Annotated in this window: 27 protein-coding genes; 13 read left to right on the top strand and 14 right to left on the bottom strand. The window is 68.4% G+C overall.

Annotation, left to right across the window (positions count from 1 at the left end; genetic code table 11):
* Window positions 1–57 precede the first annotated feature (57 nt).
* Together dusA and PSV00_RS14405 are read left to right on the top strand one after the other, a co-directional pair.
* Window positions 58–1,083 carry a tRNA dihydrouridine(20/20a) synthase DusA gene (gene dusA / locus PSV00_RS14410; protein WP_300448545.1) on the top strand — a complete coding sequence of 342 codons (1,026 nt, stop codon included), beginning with the start codon at window positions 58–60 and terminating at the stop codon, window positions 1,081–1,083.
* Window positions 1,080–1,904, top strand: coding sequence for a sulfite exporter TauE/SafE family protein (locus PSV00_RS14405; protein ID WP_300448544.1), 825 nt, complete (start codon window positions 1,080–1,082; stop codon window positions 1,902–1,904). The genes dusA and PSV00_RS14405 overlap by 4 nt, the downstream gene beginning before the upstream one ends.
* Here the strand turns inward: PSV00_RS14405 and PSV00_RS14400 are convergent.
* Both PSV00_RS14400 and PSV00_RS14395 read right to left on the bottom strand, forming a co-directional pair.
* A complete protein-coding gene (locus PSV00_RS14400; RefSeq protein ID WP_300448542.1) occupies window positions 1,901–2,416 on the bottom strand; it encodes a TIGR02281 family clan AA aspartic protease in 516 nt (171 codons plus the stop codon). The two genes, PSV00_RS14405 and PSV00_RS14400, sit on opposite strands and share 4 nt — an antisense overlap.
* 91 nt (window positions 2,417–2,507) lie before the next feature.
* On the bottom strand, window positions 2,508–2,738 hold the full coding sequence (locus tag PSV00_RS14395; protein WP_300448540.1) for a DUF1289 domain-containing protein: 231 nt from the start codon (window positions 2,736–2,738) through the stop codon (window positions 2,508–2,510).
* 163 nt (window positions 2,739–2,901) lie between these two features.
* On the opposite strand from PSV00_RS14395, the gene PSV00_RS14390 reads away from it, so the two are divergent.
* Window positions 2,902–3,060 (top strand): hypothetical protein, encoded by a 159-nt coding sequence (locus tag PSV00_RS14390; RefSeq protein WP_300448538.1) that lies wholly within the window; start codon window positions 2,902–2,904, stop codon window positions 3,058–3,060.
* Between the two features lie 101 nt (window positions 3,061–3,161).
* Window positions 3,162–3,962: a crotonase/enoyl-CoA hydratase family protein gene (locus PSV00_RS14385; RefSeq protein WP_300448536.1), complete on the top strand. Its 801-nt coding sequence runs from the start codon at window positions 3,162–3,164 to the stop codon at window positions 3,960–3,962.
* Window positions 3,963–4,036: 74 nt separating this feature from the next.
* On the opposite strand, the gene PSV00_RS14380 is transcribed toward PSV00_RS14385, so the two are convergent.
* Genes PSV00_RS14380 through PSV00_RS14370 form a run of 3 tightly spaced genes read right to left on the bottom strand, consistent with a single transcriptional unit; the run spans window position 4,037 to window position 6,997 of the window.
* Window positions 4,037–5,050 carry an efflux RND transporter periplasmic adaptor subunit gene (locus PSV00_RS14380; RefSeq protein ID WP_300448534.1) on the bottom strand — a complete coding sequence of 338 codons (1,014 nt, stop codon included), beginning with the start codon at window positions 5,048–5,050 and terminating at the stop codon, window positions 4,037–4,039.
* 25 nt (window positions 5,051–5,075) lie between these two features.
* A complete protein-coding gene (locus PSV00_RS14375) occupies window positions 5,076–5,828 on the bottom strand; it encodes an ABC transporter ATP-binding protein (RefSeq protein WP_300448532.1) in 753 nt (250 codons plus the stop codon).
* Window positions 5,825–6,997, bottom strand: a complete 1,173-nt coding sequence (locus tag PSV00_RS14370; RefSeq protein WP_300448530.1) for an ABC transporter permease — start codon at window positions 6,995–6,997, stop codon at window positions 5,825–5,827. Before PSV00_RS14370 ends, PSV00_RS14375 begins: the two co-directional genes overlap by 4 nt.
* A 259-nt stretch (window positions 6,998–7,256) precedes the next feature.
* Here PSV00_RS14370 and PSV00_RS14365 point away from each other — a divergent pair, with 259 nt between their 5' ends.
* Together PSV00_RS14365 and PSV00_RS14360 are read left to right on the top strand one after the other, a co-directional pair.
* Window positions 7,257–9,278, top strand: coding sequence for a S46 family peptidase (locus PSV00_RS14365; RefSeq protein WP_300448973.1), 2,022 nt, complete (start codon window positions 7,257–7,259; stop codon window positions 9,276–9,278).
* Between the two features lie 193 nt (window positions 9,279–9,471).
* The gene (locus PSV00_RS14360) at window positions 9,472–11,559 is read left to right on the top strand and encodes a S46 family peptidase (protein ID WP_300448529.1); all 2,088 of its coding nucleotides are present in this window, start codon (window positions 9,472–9,474) and stop codon (window positions 11,557–11,559) included.
* Window positions 11,560–11,637: 78 nt separating this feature from the next.
* Here the strand turns inward: PSV00_RS14360 and pgsA are convergent, their stop codons facing one another.
* From pgsA to PSV00_RS14335, 5 genes are all read right to left on the bottom strand, one after another.
* On the bottom strand, window positions 11,638–12,264 hold the full coding sequence (pgsA, locus tag PSV00_RS14355; RefSeq protein ID WP_300448527.1) for a CDP-diacylglycerol--glycerol-3-phosphate 3-phosphatidyltransferase: 627 nt from the start codon (window positions 12,262–12,264) through the stop codon (window positions 11,638–11,640).
* 62 nt (window positions 12,265–12,326) lie between these two features.
* A complete protein-coding gene (locus PSV00_RS14350) occupies window positions 12,327–12,950 on the bottom strand; it encodes a carbonic anhydrase (protein ID WP_300448524.1) in 624 nt (207 codons plus the stop codon).
* A gap of 21 nt (window positions 12,951–12,971) precedes the next feature.
* A complete protein-coding gene (uvrC, locus tag PSV00_RS14345) occupies window positions 12,972–14,855 on the bottom strand; it encodes an excinuclease ABC subunit UvrC (RefSeq protein ID WP_300448522.1) in 1,884 nt (627 codons plus the stop codon).
* 16 nt (window positions 14,856–14,871) lie between these two features.
* On the bottom strand, window positions 14,872–15,318 hold the full coding sequence (locus PSV00_RS14340) for a DMT family transporter (protein WP_300448520.1): 447 nt from the start codon (window positions 15,316–15,318) through the stop codon (window positions 14,872–14,874).
* A gap of 29 nt (window positions 15,319–15,347) precedes the next feature.
* Window positions 15,348–15,821, bottom strand: a complete 474-nt coding sequence (locus PSV00_RS14335; protein ID WP_300448518.1) for an NUDIX domain-containing protein — start codon at window positions 15,819–15,821, stop codon at window positions 15,348–15,350.
* Window positions 15,822–15,978: 157 nt separating this feature from the next.
* Between PSV00_RS14335 and PSV00_RS14330 the strand changes: the two genes are divergently transcribed.
* The 5 genes from PSV00_RS14330 to PSV00_RS14310 are packed head-to-tail and all read left to right on the top strand — an operon-like array spanning window position 15,979 to window position 18,646.
* Complete coding sequence (locus tag PSV00_RS14330) at window positions 15,979–16,737, top strand: SDR family oxidoreductase (protein ID WP_300448515.1); 759 nt, start codon at window positions 15,979–15,981, stop codon at window positions 16,735–16,737.
* 6 nt (window positions 16,738–16,743) lie between these two features.
* Window positions 16,744–17,139: a dihydroneopterin aldolase gene (folB, locus tag PSV00_RS14325; protein ID WP_300448513.1), complete on the top strand. Its 396-nt coding sequence runs from the start codon at window positions 16,744–16,746 to the stop codon at window positions 17,137–17,139.
* A 57-nt stretch (window positions 17,140–17,196) separates the two neighbouring features.
* Window positions 17,197–17,919, top strand: a complete 723-nt coding sequence (locus tag PSV00_RS14320) for a hypothetical protein (RefSeq protein ID WP_300448511.1) — start codon at window positions 17,197–17,199, stop codon at window positions 17,917–17,919.
* Between the two features lie 9 nt (window positions 17,920–17,928).
* Window positions 17,929–18,327 (top strand): hypothetical protein, encoded by a 399-nt coding sequence (locus PSV00_RS14315; protein WP_300448509.1) that lies wholly within the window; start codon window positions 17,929–17,931, stop codon window positions 18,325–18,327.
* Window positions 18,328–18,355: 28 nt separating this feature from the next.
* Window positions 18,356–18,646 (top strand): GNAT family N-acetyltransferase, encoded by a 291-nt coding sequence (locus tag PSV00_RS14310; RefSeq protein ID WP_300448507.1) that lies wholly within the window; start codon window positions 18,356–18,358, stop codon window positions 18,644–18,646.
* A gap of 10 nt (window positions 18,647–18,656) precedes the next feature.
* Here the strand turns inward: PSV00_RS14310 and PSV00_RS14305 are convergent, their stop codons facing one another.
* Window positions 18,657–19,064, bottom strand: coding sequence for a hypothetical protein (locus PSV00_RS14305; protein ID WP_300448505.1), 408 nt, complete (start codon window positions 19,062–19,064; stop codon window positions 18,657–18,659).
* 324 nt (window positions 19,065–19,388) lie between these two features.
* Between PSV00_RS14305 and PSV00_RS14300 the strand changes: the two genes are divergently transcribed.
* On the top strand, window positions 19,389–19,685 hold the full coding sequence (locus tag PSV00_RS14300) for a helix-turn-helix transcriptional regulator (RefSeq protein ID WP_300448503.1): 297 nt from the start codon (window positions 19,389–19,391) through the stop codon (window positions 19,683–19,685).
* Window positions 19,686–19,874: 189 nt separating this feature from the next.
* On the opposite strand, the gene PSV00_RS14295 is transcribed toward PSV00_RS14300, so the two are convergent.
* The 3 genes from PSV00_RS14295 to uvrB form a co-directional block, all read right to left on the bottom strand.
* Window positions 19,875–20,210 (bottom strand): type II toxin-antitoxin system RelE/ParE family toxin, encoded by a 336-nt coding sequence (locus tag PSV00_RS14295; RefSeq protein WP_300448501.1) that lies wholly within the window; start codon window positions 20,208–20,210, stop codon window positions 19,875–19,877.
* On the bottom strand, window positions 20,207–20,503 hold the full coding sequence (locus PSV00_RS14290) for a hypothetical protein (RefSeq protein WP_300448498.1): 297 nt from the start codon (window positions 20,501–20,503) through the stop codon (window positions 20,207–20,209). Before PSV00_RS14290 ends, PSV00_RS14295 begins: the two co-directional genes overlap by 4 nt.
* Before the next feature lie 104 nt (window positions 20,504–20,607).
* The gene (gene uvrB, locus PSV00_RS14285; protein WP_300448971.1) at window positions 20,608–22,830 is read right to left on the bottom strand and encodes an excinuclease ABC subunit UvrB; all 2,223 of its coding nucleotides are present in this window, start codon (window positions 22,828–22,830) and stop codon (window positions 20,608–20,610) included.
* Between the two features lie 237 nt (window positions 22,831–23,067).
* Here uvrB and PSV00_RS14280 point away from each other — a divergent pair, with 237 nt between their 5' ends.
* Entirely contained in the window at window positions 23,068–24,042 is a 975-nt protein-coding gene (locus tag PSV00_RS14280) for a hypothetical protein (protein WP_300448496.1), read from the top strand.
* Window positions 24,043–24,076: the final 34 nt, after the last annotated feature.

The following is a 24,076-nucleotide window of genomic DNA, read 5'->3' as shown; positions in this document are numbered from 1 at the left end:
ATAGTTCGCTATGAGGGGAAATGCGCCGTCCCGCCCGGGCCCTGAACAACCGAGACCATGTCGTCATTTCCCGCCCACAGACTGTCCGTCGCGCCGATGATGGACTGGACCGACCGGCATTGCCGGGCGTTTCATCGCGCCCTGACGACGCGGGCCCTGCTCTATACCGAGATGGTCACGGCCCCGGCCATCCTGCACGGCGACGTCGAACGGCTGCTGGGTTTCGATCCGGTCGAACACCCGGTCGCCCTGCAGCTGGGCGGGTCGGACCCGGTGCAACTGGCCGAGGCGGCGCGCATCGGTGCGGGTTACGGCTATGACGAGATCAATCTGAACGTCGGCTGCCCGTCGGACCGGGTCCAGTCGGGGCGGTTCGGTGCCTGTCTGATGCGTGAGCCGTCGCTGGTGGCCGAGTGTATGGCCGCGATCCGCGAGGCGGTCGAGGTTCCGGCCACGGTCAAATGCCGCATCGGCGTCGACGACCAGGACCCGGCCGTCAGCCTGTTCGAGACCGTCGACGCCTGTGCCGCCGTCGGCATCACCACCTTCATCGTCCACGCCCGCATGGCCTGGCTGAAGGGGCTGTCGCCCAAGGAGAACCGCGACGTGCCGCCGCTGGACTATGATCTGGTGCGACGTCTGAAACGCGAGCGGCCGGCGCTGACCGTCTGTATCAACGGCGGCATCGCCTCGCTGGACGCGGCCGAGGCCCATCTGGACGACAGCGACGGCGTGGCCCTGGACGGGGTCATGCTGGGCCGGGCCGCCTATCATGAGCCGGGCATTCTGGGGCAGGTCGACCGCCGGCTGTTCGGCGAGCCTGTCGCCGATGTCGACGCCTTCGCCGCCATCGACCGCTACCGCCCCTATCTGGCGGCGCGGCTGGCGGAGGGGGTGCATCTGCAGGCCATGGCGCGTCATATGCTGGGGCTGATGCACGGCCGACCCGGAGCGCGGGCATTCCGGCGCATCCTGACCGTCGAGTCGATCGTGCCCGGGGCCGGGCTGGAGGTGGTCGACCGGGCGGTCGGGGCCGTGCGTGAGGCCGAGGCGCGGCGCGACCGGGCCGACGAGGCCGCGTGACGAGCCTGCCCCTGAACGAGATCCTGATGCTGCTGGCGGCCCTGACCGGGGCCGGTCTGGTCGGCGGTCTGATCGCCGGCCTGTTCGGCGTCGGCGGCGGCACGGTGATCGTCCCGGCCCTCTTCTATGCCTTCTCGGTCCTGGGTCTGGGCGGTGAGGCCAATCTGCACACCGCCATCGGCACCTCCCTGCTGACCATTGTCGCCACCTCGTGGCGCTCGCTGAAGGCCCATCGCAGCCACGGGGCCGTGGACGAGGTCGTGCTGCGCACCTGGACGCCCTGGGTCGCGTTCGGGGGCCTGGTCGGGGCCGCCGTGGCCGGGATCACCTCGATGGAGGGGCTGGCCATCGTCTATGGCGTCTGTGTGCTGGTCGTCGCGGCCCAGCTGGGTCTGTTGCCGGAACGGTTCGTGCTGCGGCCCGACATGCCGACCGGCTGGGGACGGCGGATCGTCGCCACCGGGATCGGCCTGTTGTCGGCGATGATGGGCATTGGCGGCGGCAGTTTCGGCGGCATGACCATGACCCTGTGCGGTCGTCCGATCCATCAGGCGGTGGCCACGGCCTCCGGCTTCGGCCTGGCCATCGGGGCGGCGGCCAGTCTCGGTTTTGTGGTGTTCGGCTGGGATGCGGCCGGACGTCCGCCGTATTCGCTGGGCTACGTCAACGTGCCGGCGGCCCTGGTGATGGGGCTGCTGACGACGCTTGTGGCCCCTTACGGGGCAAGGCTGGCGCACCGGCTGGACAAGCGCGTGCTGCGCAAGGCCTTCGCGGTCTATCTGCTGGTGACCGCCGCCTCGGTCGTGCTCAAGGCGCTTTAGGGCTGCAGCGTCAGGGCCGCCGGCGTGGCCTGGAAGCCCGACAGCCGTCCCAGATAACTCATGCCCAGCAGCGAGCTGGGCAGGCCGGATTCAACGACCAGGGCGGCAACCTTCTCGACGCGCGCACCGGCGACGGAGACGCTGTCCAGTTCGACTGCGGCGGCGCGCGCCGGTCCCGAGGCGGTGGTGACGGTGGTGGTGAAGTCCGCCGGCTTCAGGCGCAGACCCAGACGCAGGGCGTCCTCGCGGGTCAGGGCGACGACGCTGGCCCCGGTGTCGACCAGGACCCGGATGGCATGGCCGTCAATATTGGCCTGGGCCCAGTAGTGGCCGTCTGCGGCCCGCACCACCTGGGCCGTATCGCCGGAGGCCGAGGGGACGGGGGCGACATAGGCCGGGGCGGCCCGGGCCTCACCGTTGTGGCCGAGGTGATTCAGCCAGAAGGCCGCGCTCAGGGACGAGGCGACGGCCAGGCCGACCACGGCGGCAGAGGAAAAATCGAAGCGGACCATTCAGACTCACGCGACTGGGCCACTTCTGCGGCCGGGGTCACCATGAGGCAGACGGGTTGGGATGCGGTGAATCGATGTGGCTGACCATTGGTTAAGAGGGCTGCGGACCCTGCGCCCGGGACGCGGTCAATCCGGCGGGTTCATTGTCGGCCCGACGGCGCGGCAGGTCGGCCATCACTTCGGCCCTCTGGTCGTCCGACAGGCCACTCCAACCACCGATCTCGCCCAGGGTCCGGTAACAGCCAAGGCAGAGGCTGGTGGCCCCGTCGACGATACAGACCTTGGTGCAGGGGGTGGCGATAGACCGGGGGGGCTGGGTCACGGTTGATGACGACCTTGCGAATATTGTTCTGGAGACGGAACATAAAACTTGAAATTTCCGCCTTTCCTGCTACGGTTGCCATGACGCGAAACGACTATGACGGTGAGATTCCCGATCAGCACGACGCGTCTCTTTTCATCGTTCTGCGAAAGGAGACGCCAAGATGAACGATAAGGAGCGCAACCTCCAGCACGCCATGATGTCCTTTGCCCTGTGGGGCGGGATGCTGGTGAACACGAAGAACAACAACGGGGCCGGTGACCGCGTGGTCAGCCATCCGTCCAACTTCGTGCCGATCAAACTCAAGCGGGCGCGCAGCTAGCTGCGCCGCACCGTCGATTGACAGAGCCCCGGACCGCAAGGCCGGGGCTTTGCAATTGCGGCTCTGACCGCTAGCCCTGCGCACCAGCGCAAGGAGCGGACATGGGCGATCTGATCAGACAGGAACGACACGGACCGGTGATGGTCTGGACCCTGGACCGCGGGGACCGGCTCAACTCCCTGCCGGACCTCGGGGACGGCGAGGCCTTCGCCGCCGCCTGCGAGGCCGTGAACGCCGATCTGTCTGTCCGCTGTGTCGTCCTGACCGGGGCGGGGCGGGCGTTTTCGGCCGGGGGCGACCTGAAGGCGATGCGGGACCGGCGCGACATGTTCGGCGGTTCCGGGACGGATATCCGCGAGCGCTATCGCCGGGTCGTGCACCGGATCGTGCGCGCGCTGTACGGGCTGGAGGTGCCGCTGATCGCCGCCGTCAACGGCCCGGCCATGGGACTGGGCTGCGACATCGCCGGCCTGGCCGACATCCGTATCGCCTCCGAAGCCGCCAGTTTCGGCGTGCCCTTCCTGAAGCTGGGCATCCTGCCCGGCGACGGCGGGGCCTGGCTGATGCCACGCAACATCGGCTATGCGCGGACGGCCGAGATGCTGTTCACCAGCCGGGTGCTGGATGCGGCCACCGCGCGGGACTGGGGACTGGTCAACCGGGTGGTTCCGGCCGACCGGCTGATGGACGAGGCCATGGTGACCGCCGGCGAGATCGCCGCCCAGGCCCCCCAGGCCCTGCGCATGACCAAGGCCCTGCTGCGCCAGGGTCGCGACGCGACCTTTGACCAGATCCTGGAAACCACCGCCGCCATGCAGGCTCTGGCCCACCTGACCGACGACCATCTTGAAGGCGTCAATGCCGTGCTGGAGAAGCGGGCCGGCACCTTTACCGGCACCTGATCCGGTTCGACAAAAAGGACCGGCCGGACAGTGTCCGACCGGTCCCTGGTCGTTTCCGCAGGCGGTAACCGGTTCTAGCGCGCCGGCGGGGCCCGCATGGCGCGCTCGGCGGGGACGCCGATGCTGGGCGCGCGGCTGGCCCCGGCGGTCTCGCCGGGCTTCATGAATTTCACCAGCACCCGCTGGCCGATCAGCAGGGGGGCGTCCCCGGCGCTGACGACGACCTCGATGACCCGCTCGTCACTGCGCTGGGACGGATCGTCCGAGGCCAGTTTGCGGGCCCCGAAGACGGCGGCACGACGCATGACCGCCCCGATATAGACCTTGGTCGGATCGCCCTCGGGGGTGATTTCGACGGCCTGGCCGACGGTGATGTTGGGGATGTCGCTCTCGACGATTTCGGCGCGGGCGATCCGCGGCGCATCGGGCTCGAGGTCGAACATGTTCGATACGTTCAGGGTCGAGGCCCCGGCACCGGGATTGGCGTAGCGGCGCACGACACGACCGTCCATCGGCGAGCGGATCACCGTCAGTTCCAGATTATAGGTGGCCTGGGCCAGCTGGGCCCGGGCGGTCTGGACGGCGGCCTGTTGCGAGCCGAGCCGGGCCCGGGCCGAGGCGATGGCGTCGCGGGCCTGGTCCATACGCTGGGCGGCGACGAAATTGGTCGCCACCAGCCGTTCCAGACGGTTGTATTCGCGCTGGGCGGTGGCGATGTCGACCTGGATGGTGGCCAGCTGGCTCTGGGCCTGGGCCAGCTGGGCCTGGGCGCTCTGCACGGCCAGCCGGGCCTCGTCGTCTTCCTGGCGGGCGAGGATCTGGCCTGCGGTGACGCGATCGCCTTCCTGCACCATCACCTCACGGACGATGCCGCCACGGCGCGCCGCGATCTGGATGATGCCGCCCTCGACATCGACCTTGCCGTTGGCGATGGCCGCATAGGGGCTGACGACCTTGGCGGTCGCGGCCTGTTCGGTCTCGGCCTTTTTGGCGGCTGCGGACTTCTGGAAGATGTTGAAGCCGATCACCGCGACGATGATCAGCACCAGGCCGATCCAGAGCCATTTGTTCTTCAGGAAGGCGGGCATGACGAAGTGTCCTTGAAGTCGGGATTCAGTGCGACGCCAGGGTGGCATCGGGATTGGGGGTACGGCGCTGGTCGTCGAGGATCTTGCCGTCCTCGATGTGAATGACCCGGTCGGCCCAGGCCTCGAGGCGCGGGTCGTGGGTCACGCAGATCACGGCTGCGCCGTGTTCGGTCGCGGCCCGGCGCAGCAGTTTGATGACGATCTGGCCGTTCTCGCCATCGAGGGCCGAGGTCGGTTCGTCGGCGAACAGGATCTGCGGGTCCTTGGCCAGGGCGCGGGCGATGGCCACACGCTGCTTCTCGCCGCCGGACAGGGAGGCGGGCCGTTGGTGCAGGCGCGGGCCCAGCCCGACCTCTTCCAGGGCCTCCTTGGCCCTTTTGCGGGCGGCACCCGGAGACAGGCCCTGGTATTTCAGCACGACCTCGACCTGTTGCAGGGCCGTCAGGGCCGGGAACAGGTTGAAGCCCTGGAAGATGAAGCCGCAATTATCGAGGCGGAATTTGTCGATCTTGCCGCTGTTCAGCTTCCACAGATTGTCGAGGCCGAGGGTGGCGACGGTGCCTTCCTCGGGGCGCAGCAGACCCGACAGGGCGGCGACCAGGGTGGACTTGCCCGAGCCCGAGGGGCCCATGACCATGGTCAGGTCGCCGTGGCGGGCGTCGAAGTCCAGACCCTTCAACACCTCGACATAGCTGCGGCCGGTCTTGAAGCGTTTGATCAGGCCCTTGGCCTCGATGGCAAAGTCGCCGTGCTTTCCGTGGGATTTTGTCGGGCTCATCGCAGCAGATCCGCCGGTTGGCTGTTTTTCAAAACGCCCATCGACAGCAGGCCGGAGCCCATGGCGATCAGGATCAGACCGCCGCCGACGACCAGCAACAGACTCATGGGCAGGGCGATGATGACGGCATTGGAGGCGGCGAACATCGCGACCAGCCAGGTCAGGCCGATCGCCGCGGCGACGCCGAGAATCCCGACCCAGAAGCTCAGTTCGACGACGATCCGGCGCAACGACCCCATGCTGACGCCCAGGGCGCGCAGGGAGGCGAACTCCTTGATGTTGGCCATGATCGCCCCCTGCAGGGTCTGCCAGGTGATGGCCACGCCGATGATGGTGCCGAGTACGACACAGCCACCGATGATGATGACGAGGATGCCTTCCTCGAACATGGCCCCGGCGTTGGCGTCGGCCAGTTCCTGGCGCGTCCAGGCCTTCCACTGGCCATTGCCCATGGTGTTCAGCTGGGCCGCGACGGCGACCGCCCGGGCCGGGTCGCGCAGCTTGACCATCAGCGGCCCGACGCGCGGGCCGGTATCGGCCTGACCCAGCATGCGCAGCGTATCGCGCGACATCACCACGGTGGACTGCATCATATTGGGATAGCCGCGCAGCACGGCGACGACGGTGACGGTCTGGCCGTTATAGAGGGCCTTGTCGCCCAGTTTGACGCCCAGCGGCTTCAGTGCGGTTTCGTCGATCGCGACCGTATAGGGCTGACGCAGGGCGTCGATCAGTTCCTGGGAATAGTCGGTCGGGATGGTCACCGCATTCGGCGTGGTGTCGATGATGCTGGCCTGGACGAACTGCTGTTTCGGCGCGCCGCGCCGGGCGCGTTCGGCCTGGCTCATGGTCGGGTCGACGTTCTTGATCGACTGGAACGAACCACCGGCCCCGTCCAGGGGCTGAACCTCGACCACATCGGGATGGTTATAGGCCAGGGGGATGAAGCGCCGCGGCACGCCCGAGGGCCCGCCGATCAGGCTCTTGGCCCCGGGCTGCATGATGATGATGTCGGCACTCGATCGTTCGATCGTGGCCGTGAAACCCTTGCCGATGCCGATAAAGACACCGGTCATGGCCAGGACCAGCAGGCCGGACAGGGCCAGGGCCATCACGGCGGCCATGTAGCGGCGCCATTCGTACAAGAGTGTTGAAAGTGCAAGCGACATCGAACTGGATGAACCCCCGAAGTAGTCACGCTATGTGAAGGGCCATGGACCACGGGCCAAGTTAAATCGGGGTAAGGCAAGGGATGCTCCCGGGCCGACGGGTCGATTGCCGGGCCATAGACGGCCGGCGCTGATCCGGCGTAATCACTCTGTAATCGACGGCGCGGATCGCCGCGCATTCAACGGGAGTCTGGTTTTGCTGTCATTGTCCTCATTTCGCCTGACCGCCTCGCTTGCCGCCATCGGTGTGGCGTCGGCGATGGTATCGACCCTGCCCACGCCGGCGCGCGCCGACGAGGGCATGTGGACCTTCGACAATTTCCCGATCCAGGTCGTGAACGACAAGTACGGGACCCATATCGACCAGGCCTGGCTGGACCGGGTGCGCGGCGCGGCGGTGCGAATTCAGGGCTGTTCGGCCTCGTTCGTGTCCGGCGAGGGCCTGATCCTGACCAACTGGCACTGCGTCGTCGGCTGCGTGCAGGAGCTGTCCAGCGCCGAGCACGACTACGTCAAGAACGGCTGGATGCCGGGAAGCCGAGAGGAAGAGGCGACCTGTCCCGGGCAGACGGCCGAGGTTCTGACCGACATCATCGATGTGACCGACCGCGTGCTGGGTGCCGGTGAAGGTCTGGACGGGGCCGCCTTCAATGCCGCCCGTGCCGCCGAGACCCGGGCGATCCAGCAGGAAAACTGCGCCACCGACGCCAAATTGACCTGTCAGGTGATCAGCTTCTATCGCGGCGGCCGCTACGCCCTGTACAAATTCCGCAAATACGATGACGTCCGGCTGGTGTTCGCCCCCGAGAACCAGGCGGCCTTCTTCGGTGGCGATCCCGACAATTTCAACTTCCCCCGCTACGCCCTCGATGTCGGCTTCCTGCGCGCCTACGAGGACGGCAAGCCGGTCGAGACGCCCAACCATCTGACCTGGAACCCGAATCCGCCGGCCGAGGGTGACGTCACCTTCGTGGCCGGCAATCCGGGTTCGACCTCGCGCCTGCTGACCCAGTCCCAGCTGGAGCGGCTGCGCGACCAGCAGCTGCCGCTGCAGCTGATCCAGGGCTCGGAACTGCGCGGCCGTCTGCTGCAGTACGCCGGTACCAGTGAAGAGGCGGGGCGAGTCTCGTTCGACCCGATCTTCGGTCTCGAAAACAGCTTCAAGGTCTATTTCGGCCAGTCGGCGGCCCTGACCGATCCGGCCTTCATGGGCAAGAAGCGGGACGAGGAAGCCGAGCTGCGCGAGATCGTGGCGGCCGATCCGGCCCTGCAGCAGCGAATCGGCGACCCCTGGGCCGAGCTGGAACAGGTCCAGGCCGTCGCCCGCGATCTTTTCCTGCCCTACTACCAGCTTGAAGCCCGCGCCGGCGGCGGCTCCACCCTCTACAACTATGCCCGCACCCTGGTGCGCGCCGCCAAGGACCGGGCCAAACCCGCCGACCAGCGCCGGATGAATGACGCGGCCCTGGCGGCCCTCGGCAATCGCCTGGCGACCGAGACGCCGATCTCGACCGATCTGGAACAGATCTATCTGACCTTCTGGCTGTCCAAGACCCGTGAATATCTGACGGTCGACAATGCCCAGGTGAAGTCGCTGCTGGGCCGCGAAAGCCCCGAGGGCCTGGCCGAGCGGCTGGTATCCGGTACCCGTCTGGCCGATCCCGCCTACCGGCGCTGGGCCCTCGACCTGACCCCGGCCCAGATGGCCGAGGCCGATCCGCTGCTGGCCCTGGTCGTCGCCAATGATGACGCGGCCCAGGCCGTCGGTGACCAGTGGGCCGCCGCCGTCAATGCCCCGACCGCGCGCGCCGCCGAACGCGTCGCCCAGGCCCGGTTCGCGGCCTATGGCGACAACCTCTATCCGGACGCCACCTTCAGCCTGCGTCTCAGCTACGGTCAGGTGAAGGGCTGGACCTATCGTGGTGTGACCGTGCCGGCCTTCACCTATATGGGCGGCCTGTATGAGCGGGCCACCGGCGCGGTGCCGTTCAACGCGGCCCAGGCCTTCCTCGACAACAAGGCCGATGTGAACATGGACACCGTCTATGACTTCGTCTCGACCAATGACATCATCGGCGGCAACTCGGGCTCGCCCGTGATCAATGCCGCAGGCGAGGTCATCGGGGCGGCCTTCGACGGCAACATCCACTCCCTGGGTGGATCCTACGGCTACGACGGCGAGCTGAACCGCACGGTCACGGTCTCGACCGCGGCGATCACCGAGGCGCTGCGCAACATCTATCGCCAGCCGCAGCTGCTGGAAGAGCTGGGCGTCCGCTAGAGTACCCTTCTCCCCTTGAGGGAGAAGGTGTCAGCCCCGGCGAAAGCCGGGGATGACGGATGAGGGGTGAAGCGCGGTGGTCAGCGATGACTTGCACGGTTCACCCCTCACGTCTTTCATGGGTGTGCCACCCCTCATCCGACCCGCTTCGCGGGCCACCTTCTCCCGCAAGGGGAGAAGGCAGGAGAAAACGATGCGTTACCTCGCCCCCTCCCTCGCCGTTCTCGCTCTCAGCCTCGCCGCCGCCTCGACCGCCCGGGCCGAGGAAGGCATGTGGACCTTCGACAATTTCCCGATCGCCCGCGCCAATGCGACGCTCGGCACCCATATCGACCAGGCCTGGCTGGATCGGGTCCGGCTGAGTTCGGTCAAATTCGGCGGCTGTTCGGCGGGCATCGTCTCGGCCGAGGGGCTGGTGATGACCAACAACCACTGCGTCTCCAGCTGTGTCGCCAATCTGTCGACCCAGGCCATCAACTACGCCGAGACCGGCTTCACCCCGCGCTCGCGTGAGGAAGAGCTGAAATGCCCCGGCGGCTCGGCCGAGATCCTGACCGACATCGCTGACGTCACCGATCGCATGCACAGGGCGGGCGAGGGCCTGTCGGGCCAGGCCTTCACCCAGGCGCGCGACGCCGAGGCCGGCCGGATCGAGTCCGAGGCCTGTGGTGGCGACGCCGGCAAGCGCTGTCAGGTCGTGAGCCTGTACCGGGGTGGCCAGTTCAAACTCTACACCTACAAGAAATACACCGACGTCCGTCTGGCCTTCGCCCCCGAGGACCGGGCCGCGACCTTCGGCGGTGACCTCGACAATTTCAGCTTCCCGCGCTTCGCCATCGATGCCGCCTTCATCCGCCTGTACGAGGGTGGCCAGCCGGCGGTGACCCCCACCCATTTCACCTGGAACGCCAACCAGCCCGTCGAGGGCACGCCGGTGTTCGTCTCGGGCAGCCCCGGCTCGACCCAGCGCCTGCTGACCCAGGACCAGCTGATGACCATCCGCGACGTGGTCCTGCCCATGGACCAGCTGCTGGCCTCGGAACTGCGCGGACGGATGATCCGGTTCTCGGAGGAGAGCGAAGAGAACGCCTTCATCGCCATGGACCCGATCTCGAGCGTCGAGAACACCTACAAGCGCGGACGCGGCCGGATGGCGGCGCTGGTCGATCCGGCCTTCATGGCCGGACGGGCCGAGGCTGAAGTGGATTTCCGGCAGCGCGTGGCTGCCGATGCCGCGCTGGCGGCGCGGGTCGGTGACCCCTGGGGCGACCTGGCGGCGGTGCAGCCGGTCATGCGCGAGCTGTATCCGGCCGTCGCCCTGCTAGAGGGCGGAACCGGCGTGGGAACGACGTCGCCCGGCGGCGGTTCGCAGTTGTTCAGCTGGGCCCGAACCCTGGTGCGCGGCGCGCAGGAGCGTGACAAGCCCTCGGACGAACGCCTTCCGGAATACGCCGACAGCCGGCTGGCCTCCGTGCAGTCCGGCCTGTTCGCCGAGCGTCCGGTCTATCCTTCGCTGGAACAGGTCCGGATGGAATGGTGGCTGTCCAAGACCCGCGAGTGGCTGACGGTCGACGATCCGCGGGTGCGCGGCCTGCTGGGCGATGAATCACCCGAGCAGCTGTCGGCGCGTCTGATCGAGGGCACGAGTCTGGCCGATCCCGCCGTGCGGCGGGCGCTTTGGGCGGGCGGTATGGCCGCCATCGAGGCCTCGGATGACCCGCTGATCCGGTATCTGTTGTCGATCCAGGACGAGACGCGCGCGGTGCGTTCGGACTGGGAAACACGGGTTGAGTCCCTGACGGCGCGCGCCTCCGAACAGCTGGCCGCCGCCCGTTTCGCCGCCTATGGCGACGCCGTCTATCCCGACGCCACCGGCACCCTGCGCCTGACCTACGGCCGGATCGAGGGCACGGACGTCCCAGGCCAGCGCTGGGGTGCCTTCACGACCTTCAACGGCCTGTGGGACCGGGCCACCGGTGCGGCACCGTTCGACGTGGCCCCGAAACTGCTGGCGGCCAGGGACCGGATCGACGGCGAGACCGTGCTGAACATGGCGGTGTCCTCAGACACCATCGGCGGCTCGTCGGGCAGCCCGGTGGTCAATGCGGCCGGCGAGATCGTCGGGGCCAATTTCGACTCGACCGTGCTGAGCCAGCGCAACGCCTATGGCTATGACCGCAACGTCAACCGCAGCGTGATCGTGACCACGGGCGCGGTGACCACGGCCCTGCGCGACGTCTATGGCATGGGGCGGCTGGTGGCGGAGTTGGGCGTCGAATGAGGGGTTAGGGGCAGGAATTAGGGCTTAGGTTTTCTGTGCGGCTCTAAGCCCTGAGCCCTGAGCCCTGAGCCCTGAGCCCTAGAGCTCGCCCATCTGCCGCTTGGCCGTGTCGAAATACTGCCAGCCGGTCCACAAAGTGACGATGGCGGCGGCCCAGATCAGCACATAGGCGAAGGTCTGGAAATGCGGCTGCCAGTCCAGCGGCAGGCCGAAGCCGTCCCACAGCAGGATCAGCTGCTGCGCCCCCAGGGCGACCATCTGCAGGGTGGTCTTCCACTTGGCCAGCAGGGTCACCGGCAGGTGGACCTTGCCCGCCATGGTTTCGCGCAGGGCCGAGACGGCGAACTCGCGGAACAGGATCAGGCCGCAGGGAATGGCGATGAAGGTCAGGGACCCCGAGGTCAGCAGGCCCAGGATCGCGCCGGTGACCAGCACCTTGTCGGCGATCGGATCGAGGATCGCGCCCCAGCGGGTCGTCGAATTCCAGCGCCGCGCCAGATAGCCGTCGACCCAGTCGGTCGAGGCGGCGATGACGAAGATCCAGAAGGCCGCCCGGTAGAGGGCGAACTGGTCGTCGGGGCTGAGATAGGCCGACAGCACCGGAATACCGGTGGCCCCCGCCAGGATCAGGAACATGATCACCCCGGCGAACAGACGGATGCCCGTCAGGATGTTGGGGATCGGGTTGGCGTGGGGGCGGGTCATCGGCGTTTCCGGTCGGCTTGCGTCCGGTTTGCCATGGTTCGCGGAGACTGGCGAGGGTCGTCTCAGCCCAGAGGTTCGAACCGGGGCTGGTCGGTCAAGGCCGTCAGCACGCCATCGGCGATGCCGAAATGCAGGCCGGTCAGTTCCAGGGCACCGGCCGCCTCACGCTCGGCGATCCACGGAAAGGTCCGCAGATTGTCCAGCGACAGACGCACCACAGCCTCCTCGGCCACCCGCTCGGCCTCGGCCGGGCTGGTCGTCCCGATCGCAAGGCGGACCGCCTCGGTCCCCTGGGCCACCCACGGGGCGACGAAGTCCTGGCAGTTGGCAGGGGCACCGGTGCGCATGGCGTTGACGCCGCCGCAATGGGCGTGGCCCATGACCACGATCCGTTTGACCTTCAGAACCTTGACCCCGAACTCCAGGGCCGCCGAGACACCGTGCAACTGGCCGTCGGGCTCATAGGGCGGCACCAGATTGGCGACGTTGCGGACCACGAACAGCTCGCCCGGGGTCGCGTCGAAAATGGCGGCGGGGTCGGCGCGGCTGTCGGAACAGGCGACGATCAGGGTGTGCGGCTCCTGGCCCTCTTCGGCCAGGGCGATGAAACGGGCGCGCTGCTCGGGCCAGGTCGTGTCACGGAACCGGCGATAGCCGGCGGTCAGTTCGTCGGAGGCTGCGGTCATGAACCGGCTTCTAGGCCAGCGTCAGGCTTTGCGGAAGTAGGCATGAATACGCTCGGCCAGGGGCTGGTTGATTCCGGGAATCTTTACAAGATCGACGACCGCCGCCCGGGACACCCCCTTGGCAGAACCGAACGCATGCAGCAGCGCCTTCTTGCGCCCGGGCCCGACGCCCTCGATCTCGTCGAGCGGGTTCTTCTTGATGTCCATCGAGCGGCGGGTGCGGTGGGCCCCGTTGGCAAAGCGGTGGGCCTCGTCGCGCAGCCGCTGCACATAGTAGAGGGCGGGTGACTTCAAGGGCAGCATGAAGGGCGGCTTGCCCGGCATGAAGAACCGCTCCATCCCGGCGTCCCGATCCGGTCCCTTGGCGATGCCGACCACGGCGATGTCCTCGACACCAAGCTCGGCCAGCACTGCCAGCACCTCGGCCAGCTGGCCCGCCCCGCCGTCGATCAGCAAGAGGTCCGGCCGGACCACATCCTCGCCCGCGGCCTCGTCCTTGACCAGACGGCCGAACCGGCGCCGCATGACCTCGCGCATCATGCCGTAGTCGTCGCCCGGGGTCAGGTCCTCGCCGCGGATGTTGAATTTGCGATACTGCGAGGTCTGGAAACCCTCGGGTCCGGCCACGACCATGCCGCCGACCGCGTTGGTCCCCTGGATATGGGCATTGTCATAGATCTCGATCCGCTCGGGCCGGGTCTCCAGACCCAGGGCCTCGCACATCTCGTCCAGAATTTTGCCCTGGGCCGAACTCTCGGCCATCCGCCGGCCCAGGGCCTCGCGGGCATTGGTCAGGGCGTGGTCGACCAGCCCCAGCTTGTCGCCGCGCTGCGGCCGGGCGATCTCGACCCGGTGCCCGGACTTGAGGCCGAAGGCTTCCTCCAGAAGTTCCAGCTCGTGGGGCCGCACGTTCGACAGGATCAGGCGGGGCACCGGCTTGTCCTCGTAGAACTGGCCCAGAAAGGCCGCGAGGATTTCCGGGTCGGTGTCGCTGCGGTCGACGCGCGGGAAATAGGCCCGGCCACCCCAGTTCTGGCCGGCCCGGTAGAAGAAGACCTGCACACAGGCCTGGCCGCCGTCGCTGAACAGGGCGAAGACATCAGCCTCGGCGATGCCGTCGGCGCTGACCGAATTTTCCATGGCGATGGTCGACAGGGCCCGGATCCGGTCGCGGATGCGGGCGGCCTGTTCGTAGTCCTGAATCTCGGCGGCGGCGGTCATCTCGTCCGACAGGCGGGTGATGACGGCGCGGGACCGCCCCTTGAGAAAGGCCGAGGCCTCCTCGACCAGCGCGCCATAGTCTTCCAGCGAGATCAGGCCGGTGCACGGGGCCGAACAGCGCTTGATCTGGTGCAGCATGCAGGGGCGGGTACGCCCCTCATAGACGCTGTCGGAACAGGTGCGCAGCAGGAAGGCCCGCTGCAGGGTGGTCAGGGTGCGATTCACTGCCCAGGTCGAGGCGAAGGGGCCGAAATAGTCACCGGGCGTGGTGTGGGCCCCGCGATGCTTCTTCACCTGGGGCGCGCGGTGGTCCTTGCGGATCATCAGTTCGGCAAAGGATTTGTCGTCGCGCAGCAGGACGTTGAACCGGGGCTTCAGCCGCTTGATGAAATTGGATTCCAGCAGCAGGGCCTCGGTCTCGGAAGCGGTGACCACCAGCTCCATTGACCGGGTCAGGGACACCATCAGCCCGATGCGCTGGGTGTGGAACCGGCCCTGGGCGTATTGCAGGATACGCTTCTTCAGACTGCCGGCCTTGCCGACATACAGGCAGGTGCCGTCCTCGCCATACATCCGGTAGACGCCGGGCCTGTCCGGCGCGCGCCGGGCCTCGTCGCGAATCAGATCGGCGGCGGTGAGCGCGGCGGCCTCGGCAGGCGTGTCTGTGGGGCTCGGCTCGGTCATCCGCTCCGATATAGGCTCAGGAACGCCGCACCAGAAGGACGCCGGCCAGAACCAGGGCGACACCGGCGACGCGGCCGAGATTCAGCGGCTGTTTCGGCACGCCCATGGCACCGAAATGGTCCAGTACCAGGCTGAGCAGCAGCTGGCCGGCGACCATCAGGGTGATGGTGGTGGCCACGCCCAGCTTGGGCACACCCCAGGCCGCAGCGACGACGAAGATGGCCCCGTACAGACCCCCGACCCAGGCATACCAGGGCAGGGCCCGCGAGGCGGCCATGTCCGGCCTGGTCTGCAGGATGACCGCCAGGATGCCGAGCGCGGCCGTGCCGATGGCGAAGGAGACGAAGGCCGCATTCACCGGCGAGCCGACCGCCGTCATCATCCTGGCATTGGTCGGAGCCTGAAGGGCCGTGGCGGCCCCGCCGAACACGACGGCGATCATGGCGAAGAGCGTGGGGTTCATGGGGGTTCGCTAGCGTTGAAAGGCGGGGCTTACCAGTCCGGATCGGTGGTTTCGCCGCCCAGCGCCTCCGCCAGCCGCGCCCGCGTGGCGCGGTGCGTGTCCGCTGGCAGGTTGTCCGGGTGAAACCAGCCGGTCTCGGCGATCTCGCCGTCGGGGGCTCGGGCGGTCAGGGTGAAGGCGTCGATACGATAGACCAGCACGTGATCGCCGGGAAAGAACCGCTCGTTCGAATGGGCACTGACCAGTCGTGGCCGCCCCGCGACGACCAGGCCGGTCTCCTCGCGCATCTCACGGATCACGGCCTGTTCCGGGGTCTCGCCGCGATCGACGCCGCCGCCGGGCAGCCACCAGCCGTGCAGATAGGTATGCCGGACCAGCAGCACCCGGCCCTCGCCGTCGACGGCCAGGCCGCGCACGCCCAGGGTCATGCCGCGCGTCATTCGCGACCAGGCGAAGAACAGCGGGCGGGAGAAGGGTTCGACGCGGGTTCGCCAGTTGATCATGTCGCCGCGAGGATAGGCCGCGTCGGTTGCGCTTGAACAGGCGGGCCGGGGGCTTTATTGCGGCGCACGAACAGGAGTGTTTCCATGCTGGCTCTCGGCGTCATCTTCGGCTTCATCGCCGTCCTCGCGATCTTCAACCTGATCGAGTTCGGCCGGGTTGACTGATACCCGCGCCAGTCGCGGCGCGGCGCTCGTCACCGGTGGGTCGAAACGGATCGGCCGGGCGATCTGCCTTGCGCTGGCCGCGGCCGGCTATGACGTGGCGATTCATCATCGCGACTCGGAGGCCGAGGCCGAGGCGGTCGCCCGTGCCGTGCGCGCCCTGGACCGGCGCGCTGTGGTGCTGGCCGCCGACCTGACGGACGAAACCGCCACCCGCTCGCTGGTGCCGGACGCGGTCGCGGCGCTGGGCCCCCTCACGGCCCTGGTCAACAATGCCTCGGTGTTCGAGGACGACCGGGTCGGGTCGCTGGACCGCGCCGTCTGGGACCGGCATCTGGACACCAATCTGCGCGCCCCGATCGTGCTGGCCGAGGCCTTCGCCGCCCAGGCCCCGGACGGATCGGCCATCGTCAACCTGCTGGACCAGCGGGTGCTGAAGCCGGATCCGCGCTTCTTCTCCTACAGCCTGTCGCGCAACGCCCTGTGGTGGGCGACCCGGACCCTGGCCCAGGCCCTGGCCCCGGCCATCCGCGTCAATGGCGTCGGGCCGGGCCCGACCCTGCCGTCGGTGCACCAGACCGACACCGAGTTCGCGGCCGAGGCCGGGGCGACCCTGCTGCAGAAGCCGGGCAGTCCGGAGGCGGTGGCCGCCGCCGTGTGCTGGCTGCTGGACGCCGACATGGTCACCGGCCAGATGATCGCCGTCGACGGGGGGCAGCACCTGGCGTGGCGCACCCCCGACATTCTGGAGTAGCGCCGCATGGCCGCCCCGACCGTCACCCCGTTTCCGCTCGGCCAGGCCTTCCAGCGCGAAGGTCTGAGCGTCTTCGTGCGCGGCCTTCGGCTCGACGTCGGCATCGGCGTCTATGACCACGAACAGGGCCGGTTGCAGACCCTGGTCATCGACGTGACGCTGGAGATGGGGCCCGTCGCGGTCGAGCATCTGGCCGACACGATCAACTATGAGACCGTGGCGGCCGCGGCCCGGGCCATTGCGGCGGCGGGCCATGTCGGCCTGGTCGAGACCTATGCCGAACGGCTGGCCGTGGCCTGCCTGGACGACCCCCGGGTGCGGCGCGTGGCCGTCCGGATCGAGAAGCCCGGGGCCCTCGAGGGGGCCGAGGCCGCCGGCTGCGCGCTCGCCTTCAGCCGCTGACGGTTGCGCGGCGCAGGCCGGAGCGGCATTGTCGGCCCCAGACCAGAGGACCAACCGTTGGCCGAACCCGGCGATCCCCATCATCCCGACCCCGAGCCCGTCGTCACGCCCGAGCCGGAGCCGCCTGCGGCCCCGCCGGTTGAGGACCTGGCGATCGCTGAACCCGACCCTCAGCCCGAGCCCGAGCCCGAGCCCGAGCCCGAGCCCGAGCCTGCGGTCATGAGCCCGGTCGCGGCCCTGCATGACGACGACGCCCATGTCGGCTTCGCCTCGGCGGCCTCGCTGGTCGGCCAGACCCGGTCGGTGGAGCCGGAACCGGAACCTGCCCCGGTGGCCGTGTCGGAGCCCGACCCCGGCCGCGAGCCCGTCGTGGTCGCCCCGGCGGTCGACGCGGGCTCGACCTTCGCCCTGTCTCAGCCGGTCAGCCGCCGCCGCCGGGAGCCGGCGGCCATTGTCGGCGACAGCGGACTGTTCACCGTCTATGCCCTGATCCTGTTCGCCGTCCCGACCTTCGGCGTCGCCGCCGCGCTCGGCCTGCTGGCGGTGACCGGCCGCCCCCTGCCTGACGACGCCCTGGCGCGCAGCCATGCCATCTATCAGCAGCGCACCCTGTGGGCCGCCGCCGTGGTGGCCCTGCTGGGGGCGATCCTGATCGTCGTCGGCGTCGGCGTCTTCATCCTGTTCGCCGTGGCCATCTGGGTGCCGGTGCGCGGCGCGGCCGGCCTGTGGCGGCTGAAGGCCGGCGAATCCATCCCCCATCCCCACAGCTGGCTGATCTAGGAGACGACCATGTCCGCCGTTCCCCCCGAATCGTCCGTCCGCGCCGGCACTCCCGACGGGTCCGAGGGCAAGGTCGCCGCCCTGGTCGCCTGGGTGCTGTTCCTGCTGTCCCTGCCCAGCGCCAACATCCTGGTGCTGGTCGGCCTGGTCGTGGCCTATGCCGGACGCGACACTGCCACCGGCATCGGCCGGGCCCATATCGAGGCCCAGATCGCGCTGTTCTGGTCGGTGTTCTGGTGGACCATCGCCTGCTGGATCGCCATCGCCGTCAGCGCCGTGGCCTCCCTGGCCCTGATCGGCATCCCCTTCCTGTTCGTCTCCGTCATCCTGTGGTTCGTGATCACGGTCTGGTTCACGGTCAAGAGCCTGTTCGGCCTGCTGCGGCTGCTGCAGGACAAGGCCCCCTGATCACCATCCTCTGAGCGAGGTTCCCGCCATGTCTGACCTGATCGACCGGCCCGGGGCCATGCGTTTCGAACAGGCCGTCACCGCGCCCGACGGCACCGGGGCCATGGTCTGGGCCGACTATGCGGTGCAGGGCAGCACCCGCAGCCTGCTGCATGTCGAGGCCGATCCCGCCCTGCGCGGCAGCGGCGCGGCCGGGCGGTTCATGCAGGCCCTGGCCGACCATGCCCGCGCCGAGGGCCTGAGCCTGGCCCCGCGCTGCAGCTATGCGGTGGCCTGGTTCAAACGCAACCCGGACCAGGGCGACGTGCTGGCGTCATAGCGTCCCGCTCCTAGTGCAGGCGTTTCACAATGGCACGGATGGCCTCGGCCTTGGCCGGCAGGTCTGACGCCAGCCGCGAGGCCATTTCCCGCGTGCCGACCGGATAGGCGTCGCCGCCGTCGGCGATCTCGCGCGCCAGGTCGGCGGCGTCCTGCAGGGCGGTTTCCAGCGCCTGCACCTGGTCCAAGGCCAGGGCGCGCGCCTCCTGCAACAGGCTGCGCACCCGGGCCGCCGTGCCGAGCGTCGTCCCGCCACCGCTACGTTTCAGGACCGGCGCAGTCTCTTGCGGCTCCGACGCCAGCACTGCGGCCTCGACCGCAGCCGCCCGATCGGCGCTGGCCGCGACCAGACGCAGGTCTGGCTTGGTCGACGCGATCTTGCGGGGCGTCGTCACCCGGGTTGAGGCCGACTTGGCCATGGGGAAGCTCCGTTCCTGACCGAACCGGGGATCCGGCGGTCGACCCGGGTTCTGCAAGGGGTGTGCCGCCGGGGGGCGGAAACGGACCCAACCTGTCGTCATCCTCCGGCGAGCCCTCGCGGAGCGAGGCCGAGACCGAGGGACCCAGCGGCGCGGTCGCGTCAGCGATCGCGATCTCTGCCCCACCGCCCGTGCCGGGGACAGATCGCGCCGCCGCGCGCCGCTGGGTCCTCCGGTCTCCCGCCCGCAAGCGCGGGCGCTCGCCGAAGGATGACGACAGCCGGGGGGAGGCACGCTCCGAACCATCTATGATACAATCTACCCATGACCGAACCGACCGTCCGCGACCCGTCCGACCTGGCCACCCTGGACGACTTCCTCGACGAGGAGGGTATTCGCGAGGCGGTCACCCTGCGCGCGGTCAAGAGCGTGATCGCCCTGCAGCTGCGGCAGGCCATGACCGAGCGAAGGATGACCCTGTCGGCCATGGCGGTTGAGATGGACACCAGCCGGGCCCAGCTGAACCGGGTGCTGGACCCGGAAGCGTTCAATGTGACGCTGGAGACGTTGAGCCGCGCCGCGAAAGTGCTGGGGCGGGGGCTGAAGGTGGAGCTGGTTTAGGCCGCACCGCCCCCCTCTCCCGGCGGGAGAGGGCTTGAGCGCACGGCGGCGCAGCCGTCGTCCTTGCGCTCAAGGGTGAGGGGCTCTCCCGCGCCCCATCGGCACCATCCGCCCCTCATCCGGCCCTGCGGGTCGCCTTCTGCCAACGGGAGAAGGGACGCACGATTACAATAGTAAGAGGGGCTGCCGTCACCGCAGCCGGGTCGGCAGGTCCATGGCCTCGTGCAGGAGGGCGAGAATCTGGAGTTGGGCGTCATCGAAACGATAGACGATCACGTGTCGCGGGCGAGCGACGCGGTCCGACCCGGCCATGGCGTTTCGACTGAAGCGCAGGGGGTAGAGATAGCGGCCGTCGCCGATGGCTTTCGCGCCGCGACGGTCGGGCGCGTCGCGCAGGTCGACGAAGGCGCGAACGCACAGCGCACGATATCGTTGTTCGCGCTCTGGGCCGAACCGGACCCGGCTGTGGGCCAGAAGAGATTTGAAGTCGCGACGCGCCTGGGGCGCGACGACGATCTGTCTCACACCGGTCGGTCGGCGGTCTCCCCGTCGATCTCTCGCTGAATGCCGTCAAAAAAGGCCCCGATGTCCTTGACGACGGTGCCTTCGCCCCGGTCCAGACTGTCGGTCGCGGCCTGCAGTCGGGCATTCAACTGGGCCCGTTTGGCGTCGTCGTCCTCGGTTTCGTTGGCGCGCTCTCGTAGCCGTTCGACGGCGTCCGTGATCACCGCCTGCCGGTCGCGGTAGGCTCCGGACCGGACCTGTTCGTCGACGAAGGCGTCGAGGGCCGGCGGCAGGGTGAGGGCGGCGTCAGCCATGGGCCAACTATAGCATGGTGGCGGGGCGTGCGCAGCCCCTCCACCCCCTCGGATTTTAAAGGCACGGTCCCCCAACTCCGTCGCACGCGATGGGGTGAAGCCCCCTACAGCCGTCCCTTCCGGAACCGCTCCTGCGCCTCCGCCGCCGCATCCGCCCGCCATTTCTTCGGCGCCGACCGATCCACCGCTTCCCCGGCCCCGGTCATCACCTCATTGGCGAACTCCAGGTCCAGCATCTTCATCCGCTTGATCTCGTCGCGCAGGCGGCCGGCCTCCTCGAACTCGAGGTTTGAGGCGGCCTCGCGCATCCGGCCTTCCAGGTCGCGCAGGGCGGTCTGGAAATTCGCGCCGGTGAAGGGGCGGGCCTCTTCGGCCACCGTGGTCGGGACCAGGACGCGGTCCTTCTCATAGGGGCTGGCCAGGATCTCCTTGATGTCGCGCTTGACGCTCTCGGGCGTGATGCCGTGTTCCAGATTGTAGGCGCTCTGGCGTTCGCGGCGGCGGTCGGTCTCGGCGATGGCGCGTTCCATACTGCCGGTGACGCGGTCGGCGTACAGGATGACGCGGCCGTCGACGTTGCGGGCGGCCCGGCCGATGGTCTGGATCAGGGCGGTCTCGGAGCGCAGGAAACCCTCCTTGTCGGCGTCGAGGATGGCGACCAGGCCGCATTCGGGGATGTCCAGCCCCTCACGCAGCAGGTTGATGCCGATCAGCACGTCGAAGGCCCCCAGCCGCAGGTCGCGGATGATCTCGATCCGCTCCAGGGTGTCGACGTCGGAGTGCATGTAGCGGACGCGCACCCCCTGTTCGTGCATGTACTCCGTCAGGTCCTCGGCCATCTTCTTGGTCAGGACGGTGACCAGGCTGCGATAGCCGGCGCGGGCCACGGCCTTGACCTCGTCGATCACGTCATCGACCTGGTTGCGGGTCGCGCCGGTCACCGGACGAATTTCAACGGGCGGGTCGATCAGGCCGGTCGGGCGGATCACCTGTTCGACGAAGACGCCGTCGGTGCGGTCCATCTCCCACGGGCCGGGGGTGGCGCTGACGAAGACGGTCTGGGGGCGCATGGCGTCCCATTCCTCGAATTTCAGCGGCCGGTTGTCGATACAGCTGGGCAGGCGGAAGCCGTATTCCGCCAGGGTGGATTTGCGGCGGTAGTCGCCGCGGAACATGCCGTTGATCTGGCCGACGGTGACATGGCTCTCGTCGACGAACAGCAGGGCGTCGTCGGGGATGTATTCGAAGAAGGTGGGCGGCGGCTCGCCCGGGGCGCGGCCGGTCAGCCAGCGGGAATAGTTCTCGATCCCGGCGCAGGAGCCGGTGGCCTCCATCATCTCCAGGTCGAACCGGGTACGCTGTTCCAGCCGCTGGGCCTCGAGCAGCTTGCCGTTCTCCAGCATCCAGTCGAGCGTCTCCTTCAGCTCGGCCTTGATGCCGTGGGTGGCCTGGTTCAGCGTCGGCCGCGGCGTCACATAGTGGCTGGCGGCATAGACGGTGATCTCGGTCAGGTCGGCGGTCTTGGCCCCGGTCAGGGGGTCGAACTCATGGATCGACTCGATCTCGTCGCCGAACAGGCTGACGCGCCAGGCGCGGTCCTCCTGGTGGACGGGGAAGATCTCGATGGTGTCGCCGCGCTTGCGGAACATGCCGCGGTCGAAATTCAGGTCGTTGCGCTTGTACTGCAGGGCGATCAGGTCGGCCCGCAATTTGGCCTCGTCGATCTGGCCCCCGACCTTGAGGCTGAAGGTCATGGCCGTATAGGTCTCGACCGAGCCGATGCCGTAGATACAGCTGACCGAGGCCACCACGATCACATCGTCCCGCTCCAGAATCGACCGCGTCGCCGAATGCCGCATCCGGTCGATCTGTTCGTTTATACTGCTATCTTTTTCAATATAAGTATCAGTACGAGGAACATAAGCTTCCGGTTGGTAATAATCGTAGTACGATACAAAGTATTCGACCGCGTTATCCGGGAAGAACGACTTGAACTCTGAGTATAGTTGCGCAGCCAATGTTTTGTTTGGCGCAAGTATAAGGGCCGGGCGCTGGGTGGCCTCGATCATCTTGGCCATGGTGAAGGTCTTGCCCGATCCGGTCACGCCCAGCAGCACCTGATCGCGCTCGCCGGCCTCCGCCTGGGCCACCAGTTCGGCGATGGCGGCGGGCTGGTCACCGGCGGGGGTGTATTTGGTCTCGAGCCGGAACGGGGTGCGGACGCGGGCCTCGGGCCGGGTCGGGCGGTGCGGGGCCCAGTCGCCGGGGGCCGCGGGCGGCTCTTCCGGCACCAGGCGCGGGCCGGTGACCGGGGCGAACATCGGCATGGCCGCGCCCTTCTTCGCCGGGGTGTGGACCGGCTTCTTCAGCCCGGTGTCGCCGGGGGCATCACCGGAGTCGGGGGCCTTGGGGGTCGAGGAACGGTTCATGAACAGAACCTAGTGTCCCGGCGGCTCCGGTGCCAGTGGGGCGGGGGCGATCAGATGCCGCGGCGGGTTTCCCCCTAAGGTTGAATATACCGGCGTTTTGTGATCCTGTCGCGGGTCAAGAACGGAGGACGAGCGATGCGAGCGTACACGATGACGACCGTCCGGCGCGCGACGGTGACCGTGCTTTTGGCCAGTGGTCTGGCCCTGACCGGGGCGGTGACCGCGGCCGTGGCCCAGGCCCCGCCGATGCTGCCGATCACCCAGCTGGATTCGGCGGCCCAGGCCTATATCACCAGCAACGGATCCAGCATCGCCCGGCTGGGCGAGTCCAATCCCGACCGGCTGATCGGCCGCGCCATGCCGTGCCGGGCCGGGGCCGACGCCACCTATACGATGGCCCCTGGCACCGCCTATCCGATGCCCGAGGGCACCCGCTATGTCGCCGATGCCACCTCTCGACAGGAGCCGCTGACGATCCTTGCCCAGGGGGTGCTGCAGGGAAAGGTCGGGGCCGGGCCGGTCACCGCCGAGGCCAGTGCCGACAAGCTGACCCGGCTGGACATCACCGAGGCCGTGCGGCTGTCGATCAACACCGCGGACGCCCAGGGCGCGCTGAGCCGGGCGCATCTCCGGTTCCTGAACGACCTGACCGGCACCCTGCCGGCGGGCTATGGCCACTGGTGCGTGATCACCGGGGCCTCGGTGTGGAACGTGCGCTATGAGACCTATGACAAGAAGCGGGTCGTGTTCGGCCTGCCCGAGGGGCTGTGGATCGCCACGGCCAGCGGCGACTACACCCGCAATGCCTCGGCGGTCGTGCCCTATCAGGTGGTGACCATCGCCGTGACCCAGTATCCGGCCAGCTGGGTCCAGGCCCAGGCCGGTGCCGCGGTGGTCGCGGCCGTGGTGCCGCCTCCGGCCGGTCAGGTGCCGGTCCGGTCCCTGGTCGGGGCCCTGACGCCGGAGGCCCTGGCGGCGGGCGACCGGATCGGCGAACAGGTCAGTGATCGCGTCGCGCTCGAGGACCTGCTGGCCAATCGCGACATCCGCGACCGTCTGCTGGCCGATCCGGCCCTGCGGGAAGACCTGCGCCGGAGTCCCGAACTTTAGCGGCTGACCGGTCGCGGCCACGCCCGTCATGGTC

Source organism: Brevundimonas sp. (assembly GCF_029945885.1).
Taxonomy (GTDB): Bacteria; Pseudomonadota; Alphaproteobacteria; order Caulobacterales; family Caulobacteraceae; genus Brevundimonas.
The sequence above is the reverse complement of the archived record's forward strand: the minus strand, read 5'-3'. Positions and strand labels throughout refer to the sequence as shown.